Source organism: Actibacterium sp. D185-2 (assembly GCF_054954595.1).
In genome coordinates this window covers 23,940-44,111 of record NZ_JBPWNX010000003.1, presented here as the reverse complement: position 1 = coordinate 44,111, position 20,172 = coordinate 23,940, and the positions used below count along the sequence as shown (strand labels likewise).

The 20,172-nt window shown below is 66.3% G+C and carries 15 protein-coding genes; 5 read left to right on the top strand and 10 right to left on the bottom strand.

From position 1 onward, the window contains the following. Positions 1-36: 36 nt before the first annotated feature. The 3 genes from ACSR1C_RS06915 to ACSR1C_RS06905 all read left to right on the top strand — a co-directional run bounded on the left by ACSR1C_RS06915 (position 37) and on the right by ACSR1C_RS06905 (position 5,212). A complete protein-coding gene (locus ACSR1C_RS06915) occupies positions 37-1,509 on the top strand; it encodes an NAD-dependent succinate-semialdehyde dehydrogenase (RefSeq protein ID WP_460258903.1) in 1,473 nt (490 codons plus the stop codon). A 101-nt stretch (positions 1,510-1,610) separates the two neighbouring features. Beyond that, positions 1,611-3,773, top strand: coding sequence for an esterase-like activity of phytase family protein (locus ACSR1C_RS06910; RefSeq protein WP_460258904.1), 2,163 nt, complete (start codon positions 1,611-1,613; stop codon positions 3,771-3,773). 339 nt (positions 3,774-4,112) lie between these two features. Beyond that, a protein-coding gene (locus ACSR1C_RS06905; protein ID WP_460258905.1) for an IS3 family transposase occupies positions 4,113-5,212 on the top strand; the annotation gives its coding sequence in 2 pieces (ribosomal slippage) (positions 4,113-4,371 and positions 4,371-5,212; 1,101 coding nt in all). Positions 5,213-5,428: 216 nt separating this feature from the next. Here ACSR1C_RS06905 and ACSR1C_RS06900 read toward each other — a convergent pair. From ACSR1C_RS06900 to ACSR1C_RS06880, 5 genes are all read right to left on the bottom strand, one after another. Continuing rightward, positions 5,429-5,893 carry an Hsp20 family protein gene (locus tag ACSR1C_RS06900; RefSeq protein WP_460258906.1) on the bottom strand — a complete coding sequence of 155 codons (465 nt, stop codon included), beginning with the start codon at positions 5,891-5,893 and terminating at the stop codon, positions 5,429-5,431. A gap of 125 nt (positions 5,894-6,018) precedes the next feature. Next, positions 6,019-6,816: a trypsin-like serine peptidase gene (locus ACSR1C_RS06895; protein ID WP_460258907.1), complete on the bottom strand. Its 798-nt coding sequence runs from the start codon at positions 6,814-6,816 to the stop codon at positions 6,019-6,021. A gap of 72 nt (positions 6,817-6,888) precedes the next feature. After that, positions 6,889-8,184, bottom strand: coding sequence for a glycolate oxidase subunit GlcF (glcF, locus tag ACSR1C_RS06890; RefSeq protein ID WP_460258908.1), 1,296 nt, complete (start codon positions 8,182-8,184; stop codon positions 6,889-6,891). Between the two features lie 3 nt (positions 8,185-8,187). Next, positions 8,188-9,300: an FAD-binding protein gene (locus ACSR1C_RS06885; RefSeq protein WP_460258955.1), complete on the bottom strand. Its 1,113-nt coding sequence runs from the start codon at positions 9,298-9,300 to the stop codon at positions 8,188-8,190. Between the two features lie 66 nt (positions 9,301-9,366). Beyond that, positions 9,367-10,800 (bottom strand): FAD-linked oxidase C-terminal domain-containing protein, encoded by a 1,434-nt coding sequence (locus ACSR1C_RS06880; protein WP_460258909.1) that lies wholly within the window; start codon positions 10,798-10,800, stop codon positions 9,367-9,369. Between the two features lie 85 nt (positions 10,801-10,885). Here ACSR1C_RS06880 and ACSR1C_RS06875 point away from each other — a divergent pair, with 85 nt between their 5' ends. Further along, positions 10,886-11,587, top strand: a complete 702-nt coding sequence (locus tag ACSR1C_RS06875; protein WP_460258910.1) for a DUF599 domain-containing protein — start codon at positions 10,886-10,888, stop codon at positions 11,585-11,587. 79 nt (positions 11,588-11,666) lie between these two features. Here the strand turns inward: ACSR1C_RS06875 and ACSR1C_RS06870 are convergent, their stop codons facing one another. The 4 genes from ACSR1C_RS06870 to ACSR1C_RS06855 are packed head-to-tail and all read right to left on the bottom strand — an operon-like array spanning position 11,667 to position 18,368. Further along, on the bottom strand, positions 11,667-13,724 hold the full coding sequence (locus ACSR1C_RS06870; protein ID WP_460258911.1) for a hypothetical protein: 2,058 nt from the start codon (positions 13,722-13,724) through the stop codon (positions 11,667-11,669). Further along, a complete protein-coding gene (locus tag ACSR1C_RS06865) occupies positions 13,721-16,489 on the bottom strand; it encodes a DUF4159 domain-containing protein (RefSeq protein WP_460258912.1) in 2,769 nt (922 codons plus the stop codon). The genes ACSR1C_RS06870 and ACSR1C_RS06865 overlap by 4 nt, the downstream gene beginning before the upstream one ends. Beyond that, positions 16,489-17,364 (bottom strand): DUF58 domain-containing protein, encoded by an 876-nt coding sequence (locus tag ACSR1C_RS06860; protein ID WP_460258913.1) that lies wholly within the window; start codon positions 17,362-17,364, stop codon positions 16,489-16,491. The genes ACSR1C_RS06865 and ACSR1C_RS06860 overlap by 1 nt, the downstream gene beginning before the upstream one ends. Continuing rightward, positions 17,361-18,368, bottom strand: coding sequence for an AAA family ATPase (locus tag ACSR1C_RS06855; protein ID WP_460258914.1), 1,008 nt, complete (start codon positions 18,366-18,368; stop codon positions 17,361-17,363). Before ACSR1C_RS06855 ends, ACSR1C_RS06860 begins: the two co-directional genes overlap by 4 nt. An 84-nt stretch (positions 18,369-18,452) precedes the next feature. Here ACSR1C_RS06855 and ACSR1C_RS06850 point away from each other — a divergent pair, with 84 nt between their 5' ends. After that, positions 18,453-19,028 carry a DUF1285 domain-containing protein gene (locus ACSR1C_RS06850; RefSeq protein ID WP_460258956.1) on the top strand — a complete coding sequence of 192 codons (576 nt, stop codon included), beginning with the start codon at positions 18,453-18,455 and terminating at the stop codon, positions 19,026-19,028. 205 nt (positions 19,029-19,233) lie between these two features. Here the strand turns inward: ACSR1C_RS06850 and ACSR1C_RS06845 are convergent, their stop codons facing one another. After that, positions 19,234-20,133: a cation diffusion facilitator family transporter gene (locus ACSR1C_RS06845; protein WP_460258915.1), complete on the bottom strand. Its 900-nt coding sequence runs from the start codon at positions 20,131-20,133 to the stop codon at positions 19,234-19,236. Positions 20,134-20,172 lie beyond the last annotated feature (39 nt).

The following is a 20,172-nucleotide window of genomic DNA, read 5'->3' as shown; positions in this document are numbered from 1 at the left end:
ATGATCTGCCATGGAAAACCGAACGGAGAAAGACCAATGCCCGCGACCGATCTGCGCACACTTCTGAACGACCCCGATCTGCTGGCCACGCAGGCCTATCTTGCCGGTGACTGGGTGGCGGCCGATAATGGCGCCACATTCGAAGTGACCAACCCGGCGCGCGGCGATGTGATCTGCACCGTCCCCGATCTGGGCCGCGCCGAGACCGCCCGCGCAATCGCAGCCGCGCAGGTAGCGCAAAAAGACTGGGCCGCCCGCACCGCCAAGGAGCGCGCCAATATCCTGCGCCGCTGGTATGACCTGATGATGCGGCATCAGGACGATCTGGCCACGATCCTGACCGCCGAAATGGGCAAACCGCTGGCCGAGGCGAAGGGCGAGATCGCCTATGGCGCCTCGTTCATCGAGTGGTTCGCCGAAGAGGCCAAGCGCATCTATGGCGAGACCATCCCCGGCCATCAGCCCGACAAGCGCCTGATGGTGATCAAACAGCCGATCGGCGTGGTCGGCTCGATCACGCCGTGGAACTTTCCCAACGCGATGATCACCCGAAAGGCCGCCCCGGCGCTGGCCGCGGGCTGTGCCTTCGTCGCCAGACCCGCCGCCGAAACGCCGCTGTCGGCGCTGGCGCTGGGGGTGCTGGCCGGCCGCGCGGGCCTGCCCAAGGGGCTGCTGTCGATCATCCCCTCGACCGACGCTTCGGGCATCGGTCAGGAATTCTGCGAAAACCCCACAGTGCGCAAGCTGACCTTCACCGGCTCGACCAATGTCGGGCGGATCCTGCTGCAGCAGGCCGCGCCGCAGGTGATGAAATGCAGCATGGAGCTGGGCGGCAACGCGCCCTTCATCGTATTCGACGACGCCGACCTGGACGAGGCGGTGATCGGCGCGATTGCCTGCAAGTTCCGCAATAACGGCCAGACCTGCGTCTGTGCCAACCGCATCTATGTACAGGCCGGCGTCTACGATGCCTTCGCCGCGAAACTGTCGCGCGCCGTGGCCGCCCTGAAGGTGGGCGACGGGCTGGAGGACGGCACCGATCTGGGGCCGCTGATCACGCCCAAGGCGGTCGAGAAGGTCGAGGAACACATCGCCGACGCCACCGCCCGCGGGGCCACTGTGCTGCAGGGCGGCAAGCGGCTGGGCAATGACGGCACGTTCTTTGAACCCACCATCGTCACCGGCGCCACCCCGGACATGGTGTTCGCACAGGAAGAAACCTTCGGCCCGCTGGCGCCCTTGTTCAAGTTCGAGGACGAGGACGAGGTGATCACCATGGCCAATGACACGATCTTCGGCCTCGCCTCCTATTTCTACGCAAAGGATCTGAGCCGCGTCTACAAGGTGGCCGAGGCACTGGAATACGGAATCGTGGGCGTGAACACCGGCATCATCTCGACCGAGGTGGCACCGTTCGGCGGGGTCAAACAGTCGGGCCTGGGCCGCGAAGGGTCGCGCCACGGGATCGAAGACTACCTGGAGATGAAATACATCTGCATGTCGGTCTGACGCCGGTCGTTTTTACAAAACAGACACAGGGTCGTTACCGGACGGTCATGGAAAATCGTCACTCCGAGCAGGCAAAATCCTGCATTTGGGGGACATATTCCATGACCGCACGCCTTCTGGGCCTCACCTCGGTTCTGGCGCTAACTGCTGGCGCCGCTACTGCCGAGATGAATTTCAACCGCATCGCCTCTTTCCCGACCATCGCCAACATGGCCGCGGGCGAGGACACGGGCCGCGAAACCTCGGCCGAGATCATCGCCGCCACCGATGACGGCATGATGCTGGCCTATACCGACAGCCCGCTGGGCGTTCTGGGCCTGGTCGACATCACCGACCCCAAGGCGCCGAAGCCGCTGGGCAATATCGATCTGGGCGGCGAGCCGACCTCGGTCGCGATCATCGGCAAGGTGGCTTTCGTCGGCGTGAACACCTCGGAAAGCTATGTGGCCCCGTCGGGCGTGCTGAAAGCCATCGACCTGACCACCAAGACCGAACTGGGTGCCTGCGATCTGGGCGGCCAGCCGGATTCGGTGGCCAAGGCCAAGGACGGCAGCTTTATTACCGTTGCGATTGAAAACGAGCGTGACGAAGACCTGAACGATGGCGTCATTCCGCAGATGCCTGCCGGCACGCTGGTGATGGTCGGTGTCAAGGACGGCGCGCTGGACTGCGGCACGCTGAAAGTCGCCGACATGACCGGCCTGGCCGAGATCGCCCCATCGGACCCCGAGCCCGAATTCGTGGACGTCAACAGCCTGGGCGAAACCGTCGTCACGATGCAGGAAAACAACCATCTGGCGGTTGTCGCGAAAGACGGCACCGTCATCGCGCATTTCCCGGCCGGCACGGTCGATCTGGAAGGCATCGACGCCACCGACGAGCGCGGCGCGCTGATCTTCACCGAAAGCCAGCCGGGCCGCAAACGCGAACCCGACGCGGTAAAGTGGATCGACGATAACCATTTCGCCATCGCGAACGAAGGCGATTACGAAGGCGGCTCGCGCGGCTGGACGATCTTCGCCAAGGACGGCACCGTGGTTTACGAATCCGGCACCTCGTTCGAGCAGGCCGTGATCCAGATCGGCCACTACCCCGACAAGCGGTCGGACGCGAAAGGCATCGAGCCTGAATCGATCGAGGTGGGTACATTCGGCGGCACCCCGCTGGTCTTTGTGGGGGCCGAGCGCGCCTCGGTCGTCGGTGTCTATGACGTGACCGATCCCGCCGCCCCGGTTCTGAAGCAACTCCTGCCCTCGGGCATTGCGCCCGAAGGCTATGTGGCGATCCCGTCGCGCAACCTGATGGTGTCCGCCAACGAGGCCGACCTGATCGAAGACGGCGGCGTACGCAGCCACGTCATGCTTTATGAATATCAGAATGCACCGGCGGCCTATCCGCAGCTGACCTCGGCCGGCGCCGACAGGCTGATCGGCTGGGGCGCGATTTCGAGCATGGTCGCCGATGGCGACAGCACGGTCTGGGCGGTGAACGACAGCTTCTATGGCTATCAGCCGACGATCTTCAAGATCGACGTCAGCGCCACCCCGGCCCGCATCACCGACGCCATCTATGTTACCCGCGCCGGCATGCCCGCGCAGAAGCTGGACATGGAAGGCATCACGCTGGACGGCAACGGCGGCTTCTGGGTCGCCTCGGAAGGGCGCACCGACCGGGTTGTGCCGCACGCCCTTTATAACGTGAACGCCAAGGGCGAGATCAAGAAAGAGATCGGCCTGCCGGCCGAGTTGATGGCGGTCGAGAAACGCTTTGGCTTCGAAGGTGTCACCATGGTCGGCGACACACTGTGGATGGCGGTTCAGCGCGAATGGAAAGACGACCCGGCGAACCACGTGAAGCTGGTCGCCTACAACACCGACACCAAGGAATGGGGCGCTGTCCTTTACCCCAAGGCCGAGCCCGCCAAGGGCTGGACCGGCCTGTCGGAAATCGTGGCACATGGCGACTGGTTCTATGTCATCGAGCGTGACAACCAGATCGGCGAGGCTGCGGTGACCAAGAAGGTGTACCGCATCCCCGCCGCAGATATGGTGCCCGCCGCGCTGGGTGGCGAACTTCCGGTGGTCAGCAAGGAAGAGGTTCACGACCTGATCCCCGATCTGGCGTCGTATGGCGGCTATGTGGTGGACAAGGTCGAAGGCATGGCAATCATGCCCGATGGCACGATCTGGATGTCCACCGACAATGACGGCGTCGACGACAGCTCGGGCGAGACCTTCTTCTGGTCGATCGGAAAAGCCGAGTAACACCGGATCCCACGCGAAACGGAAAGGGAGGGGCCGGGCCCCTCCCTTTGCAATGAATGAAGCAGTCCCACGTCTGCTTCGCTGGCGGCGGTCAAGAACCGCTTCGAGCCCTTTGCAGACCCGTCCACCCCCGCCGAGTGCGGCGCGAAACCGGCCATTCGGGGCGTTTGCAGCGTAGCACAGTGGCGCAACAGCGAGTTGCCCGAAAAGCCGCACTTCGTTCGGGTCAAAAAGACACGCCTTGCTACAAGCGGCCGATAGCCAACATTCCACATTTGACCTGAGACCCGTTTCTTCCTCCATTTTGAGGTAGAGTCCGCTCCAACCAGGAGACGGACAATGAAGCGATCAAGGTTCACGGAAGAGCAGATCATCGGGATGCTGAAGGAGCAGGAGGCCGGAATGACGACGGCCAATGTCTGCCGCAAGCATGGGGTCAGCACGGCGACGTTCTACAAATACAAGGCTCGGTTCGGCGGGCTTGAGGTGTCTGATGCCCGACGTCTTAAGGCGCTCGAGGACGAGAATGCCAAGCTGAAGAAGCTGCTTGCCGAAGCCATGCTGGACAACGCGATCCTGAAGGATGTCGCGTCGCGAAAGTGGTAGCGCCCGGCGTAAGGCGGGAAGCGGTGGCACATGTCGTGGCGATCCACGGCGTGAGCCAGCGACGGGCGTGCAAGGCACTGGCGGTGGATCGGTCCAGCGTGCGCTATCGCAGCGTGCGACCGGACGATGCCGACGCGAGGGCCGCGATGAAGGCTGTCGCGGCCGAGAGGCGGCGGTTCGGTTATCGCCGGATCCACGTGATGCTGGAACGGCAAGGGATCATGATGAACATGAAGAAGCTCAGGCGGCTCTATCGCGAGGAGAAGCTCCAGCAGCGCCGCCGGGGCGGCCGGAAGCGGGCTCTGGGGGCACGGAGACCGATGCTGGTGCCGGATGCCACCAACCAGCGCCGGAGCCTGGACTTCGTGAGCGACGCTCTGACGGATGGCCGCCGTTTCCGGGTTCTGGCCGTGGTCGATGACTACAGCCGGGAATGCCTGGCGCTGGTGGCAGACACGTCACTCTCCGGCCTGCGTGTCGTGCGCGAGCTTGATGCTCTGCTCGCTCGACGCGGCCGGCCTGCGATGGTGGTCTCGGACAACGGGACGGAACTGACCTCAATGGCTGCCTTGAGCTGGTGCCAGCGCACCGGCATCGAGTGGCACTACATAGCCCCCGGCAAGCCGATGCAGAACGGCTTCGTCGAAAGCTTCAACGGACGCTTCCGGGACGAGCTTCTAAACGAGACGCTGTTCTCGTCTCTGGCCGATGCCCGCGAGCAAATCCGGGCATGGCAGCACGACTACAATCACCACCGGCCTCACTCAGGTCTGGGGAACATCCCGCCCGTCGAGGTCGTGGCAAAGAAAGGCCTGGCAATGCGCGCAGCGTAGCCTCAGAAATCAAACTGCGGACTCTCCCAAAATCTGGAGGAGAGTCGGGTCTCAGGTCACCCCCTCTTCCGAATTGTGCTGAAACCCTCGTATTCCAACACCGCCACCTCGACGTGACTTTGCGGCAGCGCCGCATGCTTGGCGGCCTGTGGCGCGCATGAAAAAGGCGCGCGACCATACAGGCCGCGCGCCGTATTCGTCTGACGGTTTCCCGGCTCAGACCTCGGCGGTTTCCACCGCTTTCGCCTCGACCTGATCGCCACGGGCGATCTCGATCCGGCGGGGCTTCAGCGCCTCGGGCATTTCGCGCACAAGATCGATGTGCAGCATCCCGTCGGCATGGGTGGCGCCCGTCACCTTGACATGGTCGGCCAGCTGGAACCGGCGCTCGAAGGCGCGGGTGGCGATGCCACGATGCAGATAGGTGCGCTCGGTCTCATCCGCGGCCTTGCGGGCCGAAATCACCAGCGCGTTTTCCTTCACATCGACCGACAGCTCGTCGGCGGTGAACCCGGCCACGGCCACCGAGATACGATAGCCGTTCTCCGAGGTCTTCTCGATATTATAAGGCGGATAGGTGGGTTGGGCGACCTCACTGGTCAAAGCCCGATCCATCAGATCGGCCACGCGGTCGAAACCCACGGTGGCCCGGTAAAGCGGCGAAAGATCAAAGTTTCGCATGTCATCCTCCATTGAGCGATGTCTGTGTTCAGCCCTCCCGAAGGACGGGCATCTGTTGACCGCAGGCCCGTCGTGGCGCCCGCGTTCGTTGGATGTGGGGTGGAAAAATGCGGGTTTCAAGCCTTTTACGGCCGGAGGAACTTTGCCCCGCCGCTGCCTCTCGCGCCTTCCAGGCCGAACCGCCGCACAGCCGGCTGTGTATTGCTGAAAACCGTCTCTCCGGCATCCAGACGCCCCTGAAGCAGTTCCAGCGAGTGCCCCAGCGACACGCCCAGCGAGACCGGCTTGCCCTCGACATCCGCTTTCGACGACACGACCGATACAATTTCCGGCACGCCATCGCGAAAGGTGAAGACAGGCGCGCCGGACGATCCGAAATCGACACTGCACGACAACATCAGGATGCCCGGCCGCCCGGCCAGCACATGACATACCTCTTGCAGCGACGGCGCCTCGGACCGGTCCTGCGCATAGGACACCACGCCCACCTCTTCGCCCTTGCGCGGGCGCGTGGCGGTGGCGAAGGGCTGCACCCCCGGCAGGCGGATCGAGCGGTCCAGTTTCAGCAGCGCCAGATCATAGGCCACGCGGCTGACCCGGTCGGAATCGACATAGTTATAGCGCGGGTGCACCACGCCGCGGCGGATGCCGCGATAGGCCTCGGCGCGGCCATTGCGCCAACCTGCCAGAAACTCGATCTCGCCCATGTCATAGGGGCGCCCGGTGTCCTTGTCATACATGCAATGGGCGGCGGTCAGAACCATATCGGGGGCAATCAGCGCCCCGGTACAAAACCCGTGGATGCCCAGGTTCAGCCGCCCCACCCCCTGCCAGCCCTTGCCGTCATCGGTGGAGGACAGGGCGCGCAGCGGCGATTCGGCGCGCACGGCGGCCAAAGGGCCGCACAGCAGCGCAACTGCCATACAAAGTGTCTGAAACCGCCGCATCCCGTCTCCTGCATCGCTAAGGTCTGATAGCAGCGGGATAGGGCAGGATTATGACCGCAACCCTTTAATCGTACGAGGTTGCGGCCCGCCGGTGGCCCAATCGATCAGCTCGACCGTATGCACAATCGGCACCTCGGTGCCCGACCCGATCTGGATCATGCAGCCGATATTCCCGGCCGCGATCACATCGGGCTGCCTGGCCTCCAGCGCGCCGATCTTGCGCTGTTTCAACTGCGCCGAAATCTCGGGCTGCATCAGGCTGTAGGTCCCGGCCGAGCCACAGCACAGATGGCTGTCAGCGGGTTCGACCACCGTGAAACCGGCCCGTTTAAGAAGTTCCTTCGGATAGGTCTTGATCTGCTGGCCATGCTGCAACGAGCATGCGGCGTGATAGGCGACCTTCAGCCCTTTGTCGGCCCCCGGCGCCAGGTCCAGCTTCATCAGCAGTTCCGATATATCCATCGCAAGCCCCGACACCGCCGCCGCCTTCTGCGCCAGGGGACCGTTACGGAACATATGACCGTAATCCTTGACCGTGGTGCCGCAGCCAGAGGTGTTGATCACGATCGCGTCCAGCCCCCCGGCGGCCATTTCCGCCCCCCAGGCACGGATATTGCGCGCCGCCGATGCATGGCTTTCGCCAGTCTTGCCCATGTGATGGGTCAGCGCCCCGCAACAGCCCATGCCGCGCGCGATCACAACCTCGCAGCCCAGCCGCCGCAACAGGCGGATCGTGGCATCGTTGATATCGGTGTTCAGCGCCCGCTGCGCACAGCCCGTCATCAGCGCCACCCGCATCTTGCGCGCACCGATGGCCGCAAACACCTGCGGGGCGTCATTGCGGCTGACCGGCGGGATCCGCTTCGGCGCCATCGCCAGCATCGCCTTCAGCCGTGCGTCAGGCATCAGAAACGCAAAGGGCCGCCCGATCTTCGCCCCCAGCAGCGCCAGCCGGAACCGTCCCGGATAGGGCAGAACCCGCGCCAGCAACCAGCGCAGGGCGCGGTCGCGGAACGGCCGGCGATAGGTCTTTTCGATATGGTCGCGGGCGTGATCGACCAGATGCATGTAATGCACCCCCGACGGACAGGTTGTCATGCAGGCCAGACAGCTCAGGCAGCGGTCGATGTGCTTGACGGTCTTTTCGTCGGCGGGGCGGCCGCTTTCCAGCATTTCCTTGATCAGATAGATCCGGCCGCGCGGGCTGTCCAACTCGTCGCCCAGCACCTGATAGGTGGGGCAGGTCGCGGTGCAGAACCCGCAATGCACACAGGCGCGCAAAATCTCGTTGGACCGCGCGGTGGCCGGGTCGGCCAGTTGTTCGGGGGTAAAGGTGGTTTGCATGGCTCAGCCCATCAATCCGGGGTTCAGAATGCCACGCGGATCGAACTGCGCGCGCAGCCCGGCACTGATCGCGGCCAGCGGCGCGGGGTCTGGATGAAACACCGGGATCGCGGTGCGGGTCGCCGCGCTGGCACGCACCAGCGTGGCATGGCCCGGGGTTCCAGCCAAAGCCGGACGAATATCCCGCCCCGCCGCCACCCGCGCCCAGATCTGCCCGCCGCCCCAATCATAGATCAGCGCCTCGGCGGCCAGTCGCGCCCCCAGCGCAGGCCCGTCGCCGGGCTTGACCGAGATGCGCCACACATCGCCGGGCTGATCCGCAAACGCCGCCACATCGCGCACCGCGCGCCACTGATCCGCCACCTGCGCCGGATCGCGGTCCACCGCGACCGCGCCAAACCCGGCCAGCAACTTGCAGAGCGCGCCTGCGCGATAGTCCACCGATGCGCCGAACCCCTCGATCCGGATCCGCGTCGCCTCGCCCGGCAGATGCGCAGCACCCGACACCTCATAGGGCGACCCCAGCGCCATCGACAACGCCCGCACCGCGTCGGCGTCGCTCAGGCCCGCGATCCGCAGGCTGGCCGCGGTTTCGGGCACCGGAAGCACCTTGAACGCCACCTCGGTCAGCACCCCCAACGTACCGTGGCTGCCCGCCAGCAGCTTCACCAGATCATAGCCGGTGACGTTCTTCATGACCCGCCCGCCATTCTTGATCACCGCGCCGCGCCCGTCGACGAACCGCACCCCGATCAGGCTGTCGCGACAGGCCCCGGCCTGAATCCGGCGCGGTCCCGACACATTGGCCGCCACCGTCCCGCCGATCGTCGGCTCGCCCGCGGTGCCCAGCAACGCGCGGTGGTCCATCGGCTCGAACGGCAGGCGCTGGCCCTCTCCCGCCAGCGCGGCCTCGACCTCGGCCAGCGGCGTGCCCGCCCGTACCACGATGGTCAGCGCGCCGGGCTCATACAGCTCGATACCGCTCAACCCCGCCACCGACAGATCCTCACCCGCCACCGGCGCGCCCGCCGGCCGTGTTCCGCCGCCAATGATGCGCAAGGGCCCATCAGCCCCCGCCACGGCCTCGGCCAGTTCGGTCTCTGTCATAGGATGCATCATTCTTCTCGGTCCAACTACTCTCGGGGGTGAATTGCCGCAGGCAAGAGGGGGCAGACAGCCCCCTTACGCCGCCCGCCGCCCTTCGGTCACATGCAGGGGGAACACCTTGGCCGGGTTCAACAGCCAGGCCGGATCGAACACGTCCTTCACCCGCAGCTGCGCCTCCAGATCGGTATCGCTGAACTGCACCCCCATCAGGTCGCGCTTTTCGACCCCCACGCCATGCTCGCCGGTCAGGCAGCCGCCCACCTCGACGCAAAGCTTCAGGATATCGGCGCCGAATGCCTCGCACCGTTCCAGATCGCCCGGCCTGTTGGCATCGAACAGGATCAGCGGGTGCATGTTGCCGTCGCCCGCATGAAACACATTGCCCACGCCCAGCCCGTATTCGGCGGACATCTCGCCGATCCGCTTCAGCACATGGGGCAGCGACGACACCGGGATCGTGCCGTCCAGACACATGTAATCGTTGATCTGGCCCATGGCGCCAAAGGCCGACTTGCGGCCCAGCCAGATCCGCGCGCTTTCCTCGGCCGATTTGCTTTCGCGCAGCTCCACCGGGTTGTGGCCCCGCGCGATTGCGGTGATCAGCCCAAGCTGGGCGTCGATCTCGGCGTCGGACCCCTCAACCTCGACGATCAACAATGCCTCGCAATCGGGATAGCCCGCCTTGGCAAACGCCTCGGTCGCGCGGATGCAGGGGCGGTCCATGAACTCGATCGCCACGGGCAACACACCGGCCTTGATGATGTCGGACACGCATTCGCCCGCCACCTCGGAACTGTCGAAGCCGATCAGCACCGGGCGCGCGCCTTCGGGCTTGCGCAGGATGCGCAGGGTCGCCTCTGTCACCACGCCCAGCTGGCCCTCGGATCCGCAGATGACGCCCAACAGGTCCAGCCCGCCCGCATCCAGATGCGCGCCGCCGATCTCGACCACGGTGCCATCCATCAATACCATCGTGACCCCCAGCAGGTTGTTGGTGGTCACCCCGTATTTCAGGCAATGCGCACCGCCCGAATTCATCGCGATATTGCCGGCGATGGCGCAGGCCAGTTGCGACGACGGGTCAGGGGCATAAAAGAAATCCGCCGCCTCCACCGCACCCGAGACCGACAGGTTGGTGCGGCCCGATTGCACCCGGATGACGCGGTTGTCGTAATCGGTTTCCAGCACATCGTTCAGACGCGCCACCCCCAGGATCACACTATCGGCGGTCGGCAGCGCGCCCCCGGCCAGCGAGGTGCCCGAGCCGCGCGGAACGACCGGCACGCCCTCTTCGTGGCAGATGCGCAAAACGGCGGCGACCTGTTCGGTCGAGCCGGGCAACACCGCGCACAGCGGCGGGCACCGATAGGCGGTCAGCGCATCGCATTCATAGGCGCGCGTCTCAGCCGGGTCATGAATCACCGCGTCCCGGGGCAGGACCGCCGACAGCCGCGCCACGATCCGCGCCTTTCTCGACAGAATCCCGGGATCGGGAACTGGCATGTCCATCGCGTCCTCCCATGCAGTATTGGTAACTTTTTATAACCAATTTTTATGGCTGGCAAGACGGTTTCCCCGCTGTAGTCTTTGCCACATGGAAATACTCAACCGGATCACCCTGTTCGGGCCGCTGGACGCGGTCGCGCTGACGCTGTGGATCGTGGCCTGGGTCAGCATCGACATCGCGATCGAGCGGGCACCGGGCAAGCGCCCCTCGGTTTCGGCGCTGATGATCCAGTACCGGCGCGACTGGATGCACGAAATGCTTACCCGCCAGCCACGCCTGTTCGATTCAAGCATCCTGTCGACGCTGCGCCAGGGCACGACCTTCTTCGCCTCGGCGGCAATGCTGTCGATCGGCGGCGGTCTGGCGCTGATCGGCAATACCGAACGCCTGCTGGGCGTTGCCCACGACCTGACGCTGGACATCGCCCCGGCGGTGGTGTGGGAGTTGAAAATCCTTGTCGTGCTGCTGTTCGTGACCAATGCATTTCTGAAATTCGTATGGGCGCACCGCCTGTTCGGATATTGCGCCGTGGTGATGGCCGCCGTGCCGAACGACCCCGAACACCCGAACGCCGCGAAACGGGCCGCCCAGGCGGCCGAGATCAACATCAGCGCCGCGCGCAGCTTCAACCGCGGGATGCGGTCGCTTTACTTCGCCCTTGGCGGGCTGAGTTGGCTGTTGGGGGCGGTGCCGCTGATGGTCGCCAGCCTGATCACCCTGCTGGTGCTGGCCCGGCGCGAATTCGGATCAAAAGCCCGCGCAGCGCTGCGCGACCTCCCGCCATCGTGACCCTGCGCCCCCCCGACACCGGCTGGGACCATTCCGCCGATGGCTGACCGGATCAGGGTTTTGCCCTGCCCTTGCCGGATTAACGTCGGCCTTCGCGCAGCCAGGCGCCAATGCTCAAACCCGCCGCGATCAGCAGGAACAGCCAGGCCGGGGCCAGCGGCGTGATCGTGACATCGGCGGTCAGATAGGCCGCGCGCGGGATGATCCCGATCCAGCCGCGCCCGGCGGCGGCGCGACCCGGCCGGATCTGGCGGATATCGGGCATCCCGCGTTCCAGCGCCAGAATGCCGCCGCGGGTGGCCCCTACCACCGGGGCCAGCTTGTCGCCGCTGGCGATGGTTTCCTCGAACTCGCGCGGGGCGGCGGGGCCAAGGGCGACGACCGCGTCCAGTTCGCCGTCGCTCAGCCGGTAAAGCCCGATCTCGGGGCCCTCGAAACTGCCGGTAAAGCGGCCCGGCGCGGTTTCCGCCAGCGGCAGCACGGTCACGGTGCCATCGGGGCCGGTGATTTCGACCTCGCGCGCGGTTTGGGACAGCGAGCGGCGGGTGATGGTGACGGTCTGGCCGTCGGCGGTGGCGGTCAGGGCCTCCTCCTCCAGCTCGGGTTCGCGCATCATCCAGTGGGCCAGTCGGCGCAGCAGTTCCAGCTGCGGGCCACCCCCCTCAAAGCCGCGGTTCCAAAGCCAGGCGTGATCCGAGGCCAGCAGCGCCACCCGCCCCTCGCCCACCCGGTCGAGGACCAGAAGCGGGCGGTCGCCCACCCCGGTCATGACCACCTGCCCGCCGGTGGCGTTCAACTCGACCAGACGGAACCAACGGCCCCAGTCCGCGCCGCCGTTCCAGCCCTGCTGCAATCCTTCGGTCACCGGATGGCGCTGGCCCATCTCGCTGACCTGCGGGCGGAACCCTTCCTCCAGCACCCGGGCGGTGGGCTCGGCGGGCAGGATTTCGGACAGGGGCGAGCGATAGATGCTGTCGGCGCTGGCGAAATCCGGCCCCGCCGCGATCAGCACCGCGCCGCCCTTTTTCACATAATCGCGGACGTTTTCCAGATAGACCGTGGGCAGGATGCCGCGCCGCTTGTAGCGGTCAAAAATGATCAGGTCAAACTCATCGACCTTTTCCAGGAACAACTCGCGCGTCGGGAAGGCGATCAGCGACAGTTCGGTCACCGGCACGCCATCCTGCTTTTCGGGCGGGCGCAGGATGGTGAAATGCACCAGATCGACCGAGCTGTCGGATTTCAGCAAATTGCGCCAGGTGCGCTCGCCCGGGTGCGGCTCGCCCGAGACCAGCAGCACCCGCAGCCGGTCGCGCACCCCGTTGATCTGCACCACGGCGGCATTGTTGCGGTCGGTCAGTTCGTCCCCGGCCAGCGGTGTGCTGAACTGGATCACGTTCATGCCGCCATGCGACAGCGTCACCGGCAGTTCCAGATCGCGGCCCACGGGCACGGTGAAAACCTCCGGCGCTTCGCCGTCGACGGCGATCGACAGTTCGGCCTCTCCGCTGTCGCCACCGGGCACCGCGCCCTGATCGTCGATCCGCAGGGTCAGCGTCACCTCTTCGTCCAGAATGGCGAAGGCCGGGGCGTTCTTGACGATCAGGCGGCGATCCCAGTCGGTGTCACGCCCGGTCAGCAGCGTGTGCAGCGGCGCAGGCAGATCGGGGGCGTGTTCGATATCGTGCAACTGCCCGTCGGTCAGCAGAATGGCCCCGGCCAGCCGGGCGCGCGGCACTTCGGCCAAAGCTTCGGACAGGGCGGTCATCAGCAGCGTGCCGCCGTCGCCTTCGGCATCGCCCAGCGGGACCACGCGCAATTCGGTATCGGCCATGGCCGCGACCTCGGCCCGGATCCGCGCGATTGCCGCCGCGGTCTGATCGGCACGGTCCGACAGCCGCTGGCTGGCGCTTTCGTCGACGATCAGCACCACGATATCGGACAGCGGCGCGCGCTCTTCGCGCTGCAGCGACGGGTTGGCGATGGCGATCAGCAGCACCAGCGCCGCCAGCGCGCGCAGCCACCAGCCCGACAGGCGCCGCCAAGTCGCCAATACAACGAACGCCGCCGCCAGCGCCACCGCGCCCCAGATCACCGGCCAGGGCAGCAGCGGATCGAAGATCACCGCCCCGTTCATTGGCCCAGCCTGTCCAGCAACGCCGGCACATGCACCTGATCGGACTTATAGTTGCCGGTCAGCACATGCATGATCAGGTTGATGCCGAAGCGATAGGAAATCTCGCGCTGACGCTCGCCGGCATAGCCGCGCCCGACCGGAAACATCTGCCCGCCGCGCGTCTCCACCGCCCAGGCCGCGGCCCAGTCATTGCCGCCGATCACCACCGGAGTCACGCCATCGTTGAGGTTGCGAAACGGCATACCCTCGGCCAGTTCGGCGTCGGGGGGGGCGGCCTCGACCCAGACATCGCGGCTGTCGAAGCGGCCCGGAAACGCCTGCAGCAGATAGAAGGTGCGGGTCAGCACATGATCCTGCGGGATCGGCTCCAGCGGCGGAATGTCCAGCGGCCGGGCCAGCGCCTGCAACTTGCGGCCGGTGGGCGAGCCGCCGCCGAACCGGGCCACATCGGCATCGCGCGTGTCGAACAGGATCATGCCGCCGGTGCGCAGATAGCGGTTCAGCTTGGCATAGGCCGCATCCGACGGCTGCGGCTGGTCCACCGTGACCGGCCAATAGAGGAACGGAAAGAACGACAGCGCGTCGGTTTCCAGATTGACCGAGATTGGCGCGGCGGGTTCCACCGATGTGCGCTGGAACAGCTTGTTCGACAGGCCCTGCATCCCCGCCAGCGCGATCCGGTCCACCTGCGCATCGCCGGTCACCACATGGGCCAGCACCACCTCGGAGGTCGCGGCCAGCGCCAGCGCGTCGTCGGCGCCCTGCGCACGGGCCTGCGGCACCGGAAGCCCCAGCAGCGCCAGCGCCAGCGCCGCCGCCAGCCCGGCACGCGGGCCGCGCAAACGGCCCGACAACCAGAGCGAGGCCAGAATATCCAGCCCCAGCAGCGCCAGCGCCGCCGCCAGAAACGCACCTTTCAGCAGGGTTTCACGGAGCACGGTCATACCTTCCAGCGGGATGCGCGCGGGCCACAGCGTGGCCGCAAGCGGCGTGTCATCGCTGAACACATTCAGCGCGATGCGCCGATCCGCGCCCGCATACAGCCCCGGCGGCTGTGTGGCCGAAGGCCGACCGCGCGCCAGCGCCGCGCCCGGAACGCCCGGCATGGTGCCGGCGCTTCGCACCTCGCCAAAGGCGTCCAGCACGTCCTCGGGCACCCAGGTCGTGCCGGTCAGATCCTCGGCCGAGGGCTGCGCCGGGCGGGTCGAGATCGCCAGCCGTTCCAGCATCTGCACAAAAAGGCCCGACAGCGGCAGGGTGGACCATTCGGCATTGGCGGTGACGTGAAACAGCACCACCTGCCCCTGCCCGATCCGCTTGCGCGTGACCAGCGGCGTGCCATCGGCCAGCGCCGCGATGGTGCGTTCGGCAAGGTCGGGATCGGGCTGCGCCATCACCTGGGCGCTGACCCGCACATCGGCGGGGATCGGCAGCCCGAAAAACGGCGAACCGTCGGGGAAGGGGTGCAGCGCCTTGGGTTCGCCCCAGCTCATGGCACCGCCGACCGTGCGCCCACCAGCGCGCAGCCGCACCGGCATCAGCGGATCCTCGGCGTCGCGGCTGACATCGCTGGCCGCCAGGCGCGGCCCGGAAAAGCGCACCAGCAGCCCGCCCTCGATCAACCAGTCCAGCAGCGCGTCTTCTTCCAGTTCGGTCACGCGGGCGACATCGGCCAGAACGATCGCATCGGGATTGGCCAGCAGCACGTCCTGCACGGTGCCGCCGATCAGATCGGCGGTGGGTTCCAGCGCCTGATGCAGGTAATGCAACGGCGACAGCAGCTCCAGCCCTTCGCGGTCTTCACGGCCCGCCAGAAGCGCCACCTCGCGGCGTTTCAGGCTGTCATCGGTCAGGCTGACCGCACCGGCAGACCGCACACCCGCCACCGAAAACCGGGTGATCCGGTTGCGCAGCTCGGGCGGCAGGGTCAGATCGGCCCCGGCCTCGGTCGCGCCGGGCTCGAATTCCAGCGTGGCGCGGGCCAGATCGCGCTCTACCCCGACCGGGTCCAGACCGCGCGCGGTGACGGTAATCTCGTCAACCTGGCCGGTGTGGGCGCGCAGGGCGGTCAAGGCGATCCTGCCATCCTCGAACCGGGCGGGGCGCAGGGCATAGACCGGGCGCGGGCTTTCGAACACGGTGACGGCGCCGTGGCGCTCCAGCCCATCCAGCAGCGGCGCGCGCGCGTCCCGGGCCACCCCATCGGACAGCCAGAATGTATCGAACCCACCCGACAGCCCCCCGACCCAGCGCGCCAGCGCATCGGCGTCGGGCTCCCACGCCTGCGGGGTCAGACCGGGCAGCCGCGCCTGCCACAGATCGGCAGCCTGAAACGGCATCCCCGCCTCGGGCAGATCGGTGGTCAGCACCACGGCCACCGGGCGGGCGGCACGGGCGGCTTCGTCCAACAGCGCGTCAACCCGGTCAATCCGGCGCGGCCAGTCGCGGGCATCGGCCCATGTTCCGTCGATCAGCACCAGAAGCGGGCCTGACCCGGCGCGTTCCACCTGCGGGTTCAGAACCGGACCGGCAAAGCCGGTGATCACGGCGGCCACCGCCAGCATCCGCAGCAACAGCAGCCACCACGGGGTCTTGTCCGTCTGGCTTTCGTCATCGGCCAGCCCCAGCAGCAACGCCACACCGGGAAACCGCCTGCGGATCGGCGCGGGCGGCACCGCGCGCAACAGCAGCCACAGCACCGGCAGGGCGATCAGGCCCAGCAGCAGCGCGGGGGCGGTAAAGCCGATGGGTCCCAGAATGAACATCAGCGCACCCGTTCCAGCGCGCGAAACAGCCACAGCAGCGCGGCTTGCGCGCTTTCGCCGGTGTGGTGACAGGTGTAATGCCAGCCGCTGAGCCGGGCCAGATAGGCCAGCCGGTCCTTGCGTGCGGCCAGCCGGGCCAGATAGCGGTCGCGCAGATCGCCGGCCTTCAGCGTCTCGTGGCGCAGGCTGCCTGACATGCTTTCGAAAATCGTGCGCCCGTCGAAGGGAAACGCCTCTTCCTGCGGGTCGAGCACCTGCAGCAGCGCACCTTTCACGCCGCGATCGGCGGCCTTGGCAAGTGCCGCCTCGACCGGGGCCATGTCGCCCAGAAAATCGGAGATGAACAGCGCGCGCGAATAGGGCAGCATCCCGCGCGCTTCGGGCACACCGTAATCGGGTGCTGCACCTTCGGCGGCAAACGCCTCGGCCAGACGCAGCAATTGCAACTCGCCCCGGCGCGGCGGCAGGGCAAAGCCCGACAGGCCCACCCGCTCGCCGCCGCGGATCAGCAGCACCGACACCGCCAGCGCCAAAAGCCGCGCGCGCGCCGCCTTGGCGCCATGACTGCCATCGCCGGCAAAGCGCATCGATTGCGCATCATCGACCCAAAGCAACACCGACTGCGCCGCCTGCCATTCCTTTTCGCGCACAAAATGCACATCCGACCGACCCGAGCGGCGCCAATCGATGCTGCGCGCCTCGTCCCCCGGCGTCGCGGGGCGGTATTGCCAGAACTCCTCGCCCATGCCCGCCCGCCGGCGCCCGTGTTCGCCCAGCAGCACCGTGGCGGCCAAATGCTCGGCCTCGGCCAGCAGCGGCGGCAATGGCGCGGCAAGGCTTTCGGCATGGGCGCGGAGGGCGGCGGGTCGGGTCACGCGGCGGCCTCGGCCCGGGTCACGCTTTCGGACACGGCGGCGATGATATCGTCCAGATCCTCGCCGCGCGCACGGGCCGCAAAGGACAGCGCCATGCGGTGTTTCAAAACCGGCCCGGCCATTGCCAGCACATCCTCGGCCGAGGGCACAAGCCGCCCGTCCAGCAGCGCCTGCGCCCGCACCGTCAGCATCAGCGCCTGCGCCGCGCGCGGGCCGGGCCCCCAGGCCACATTGTCGCGCACCATCTGCGGCGCCCCCGCATCGCCGGGGCGGCAGGCACGAACCAGATCGAGGATCAGCTCGACCACGGCCTCGCCCACCGGCATCCGGCGCACGGTGGCCTGCGCGTCGATCAACTGCTGCGCGGTGAACACCGCATGGGCGGTTTCCTCGGCCATGCCGGTGGTGGCCATCAGAATCTCGTGCTCGGTCTTGCGGTCCGGATAGGGCACGTCGATCTGCACCAGAAAGCGGTCAAGCTGCGCCTCGGGCAGCGGATAAGTGCCTTCCTGCTCAATCGGATTCTGGGTCGCCAGGACATGGAAGGGCGGCGCAAGCGCATGTTCCCGGCCCGCGATGGTCACCGATTTTTCCTGCATCGCCTGCAACAGTGCCGACTGGGTGCGCGGGCTGGCGCGGTTGATCTCGTCCGCCATCAGAAGCTGGCAAAAGATCGGCCCTTCGATGAAGCGGAACGCGCGGCTGCCATCGGCGGCGGTTTCCAGCACCTCCGACCCCAGAATATCCGCCGGCATCAGATCGGGGGTGAACTGAATGCGCGCCCCGTGCAGCCCCATCACCGTCGACAGCGTATCCACAAGCCGGGTCTTGCCCAGCCCCGGCAAACCGATCAGCAACCCGTGACCGCCGCATAAAAGCGCGCTCAGGGTCAGTTCGACCACCCGGGGCTGACCGATGAACCGGCGCGAGATGCTGGTCTTCGCCTCGGCCAGCCGGACGCCCAGCGCCTCGATCTGCGCCAGCAGTTGCGCGTCATCGGTCATGACATTTCTCCTGTCGGTCATATATGCTCCCATTAAAGGGAACTATTCCGCCCGGCACAAATGGCAAAAAGCAGCATGGCACAAATGATCGTGAAACCAGACGTTGAAAACCTCGCCTCCGCCGCACGCGCGGCCAGCAAGAAGGGCCCGCCGCCGGTGCATCTGTGGAACCCGCCGTTTTGCGGCGATCTGGACATGCGCATCGCGCGCGACGGTACCTGGTTCTATCTGGGCACGCCGATCGGCCGGCCCGGCCTGGTGCGGCTGTTTTCGTCGATCCTGCGCCGCGACGGCGACGACTACTTTCTGGTCACCCCGGTCGAAAAGGTCGGCATCACGGTGGATGACGCCCCCTTCGTGGCGCAGGATTTCGAGGTAGAAGGCGCTGGAAAGCAACAGATTATCACCTTTTTCACCCATGTGGGCGACAGCGCCGCCGCAGGGCCCGATCACCCGATCCGTGTGACGCGCGACCCGCAAACCGGCGAACCCGCGCCCTATGTCAACATCCGCGCCAACCTGGAGGCGCTGATCGACCGCAAAAGCTTTTACCGGCTGGTCGATCTGGGCAGCCATGCCGATCACGATGGCCAAAGCTGGTTCGGCCTGTGGTCCGGCGGACAGTTCTTTCCGCTGATCCCGTCGGCGGAACTGCGCTGAAAAATGTCCCGCTCCACCGTCTTCCTTGCCCGGGCCGGACCGGACCGCCAAGATATTGGGCAAATGCGCCTGCCCGCATGATCAGCGCCGTTGCGGGCCGACTCTCTTTGCGCTGATATGCCGCCCGGCCGCTGGCCTCATGGGCGGGTATTTCCACCGTGCCACTCGTGGCGCCACAGTCCCCGCAAACCGATCCGCCCGACTGCTAGGCCCGGGCCCGGTCGGCACAGCCCGAGCGCGTGGTCTCCAGCTCCAGCGTGACGTGGTACAGGCCGAACCGCTCGGCCAGCATTTCCTTGACCCGATCCGTCACCCCCGCGAAATCCGCATCCTCGCCAATAACAAGATGCGCTTCGAACGCGGTGCGGTGCTCATCGATCTGCCACAGATGAATGTGATGCAGGCCGTCGACCCCATCTTCGGCCCGGATGCTGTCGCTCAGCGCGTCCAGATCCGGGGCGCCGGGGCTGCCCAGCATCAGGATGCGGATCACCGGCATCACCTCGCGGCCCGCGTGCCACAGGATATAGACGGCGATCCCCAGCGTCACCAGCGGATCGACCAGCCGCCAGTCGTAAAGCAGGATCAGCGTACCGGCAAAGATCACCGCGACCGATCCCAGCGCATCGGCCACGTTATGCAAAAACGCCGCGCGAATATTCATGCTGTCCTTCGCCATCGCATAGGTCAAAATCGCCGTCACCACATCGACCAACAAGGCAACCCCGGCCACAGCGACCACGATCCAGCCCTCGACACCGGGCGGGTCCAACAGCCGGGCGATGGCCTCGGCGATCAGATAGAAGGCAATCACAAACAATGTGGTGTAATTGATCAACGCCGCCACCACCTCGGCCCGGCCATAGCCGAAGGTCATGTTCCGGTCGCGGGGACGGCGCGAAATCCGGCGCGCCACCAGCGCGACGATCAGCGATACCGCGTCCGAAAAATTGTGGATCGCATCGGCGATCAGCGCCAAAGATCCCGACAGCACCCCGCCCACGATCTGCGCTAGCGTCAGCAGCATGTTCACCGCAACCGCCCAGGCCACCCGCCGGTCGCCCGCCCCGGGATCTATGTGATGGTGGTGATGATCATGCGGCATCAGCGACACCCCGGTTCCGGTCTGCCCTCACACTAACGC

What these genes read in the sequence shown, in the direction of transcription:
- ACSR1C_RS06850 (WP_460258956.1), top strand. Translation starts at nt 18,453, where the DNA reads ATGATCGTGAAACCAGACGTTGAAAACCTCGCCTCCGCCGCACGCGCG.
- ACSR1C_RS06870 (WP_460258911.1), bottom strand. Translation starts at nt 13,724, where the DNA reads ATGAACGGGGCGGTGATCTTCGATCCGCTGCTGCCCTGGCCGGTGATC.
- ACSR1C_RS06845 (WP_460258915.1), bottom strand. Translation starts at nt 20,133, where the DNA reads ATGCCGCATGATCATCACCACCATCACATAGATCCCGGGGCGGGCGAC.
- glcF (WP_460258908.1), bottom strand. Translation starts at nt 8,184, where the DNA reads ATGCAAACCACCTTTACCCCCGAACAACTGGCCGACCCGGCCACCGCG.
- ACSR1C_RS06915 (WP_460258903.1), top strand. Translation starts at nt 37, where the DNA reads ATGCCCGCGACCGATCTGCGCACACTTCTGAACGACCCCGATCTGCTG.
- ACSR1C_RS06875 (WP_460258910.1), top strand. Translation starts at nt 10,886, where the DNA reads ATGGAAATACTCAACCGGATCACCCTGTTCGGGCCGCTGGACGCGGTC.
- ACSR1C_RS06910 (WP_460258904.1), top strand. Translation starts at nt 1,611, where the DNA reads ATGACCGCACGCCTTCTGGGCCTCACCTCGGTTCTGGCGCTAACTGCT.
- ACSR1C_RS06895 (WP_460258907.1), bottom strand. Translation starts at nt 6,816, where the DNA reads ATGGCAGTTGCGCTGCTGTGCGGCCCTTTGGCCGCCGTGCGCGCCGAA.
- ACSR1C_RS06885 (WP_460258955.1), bottom strand. Translation starts at nt 9,300, where the DNA reads ATGCATCCTATGACAGAGACCGAACTGGCCGAGGCCGTGGCGGGGGCT.
- ACSR1C_RS06865 (WP_460258912.1), bottom strand. Translation starts at nt 16,489, where the DNA reads ATGTTCATTCTGGGACCCATCGGCTTTACCGCCCCCGCGCTGCTGCTG.
- ACSR1C_RS06880 (WP_460258909.1), bottom strand. Translation starts at nt 10,800, where the DNA reads ATGGACATGCCAGTTCCCGATCCCGGGATTCTGTCGAGAAAGGCGCGG.
- ACSR1C_RS06900 (WP_460258906.1), bottom strand. Translation starts at nt 5,893, where the DNA reads ATGCGAAACTTTGATCTTTCGCCGCTTTACCGGGCCACCGTGGGTTTC.
- ACSR1C_RS06855 (WP_460258914.1), bottom strand. Translation starts at nt 18,368, where the DNA reads ATGACCGATGACGCGCAACTGCTGGCGCAGATCGAGGCGCTGGGCGTC.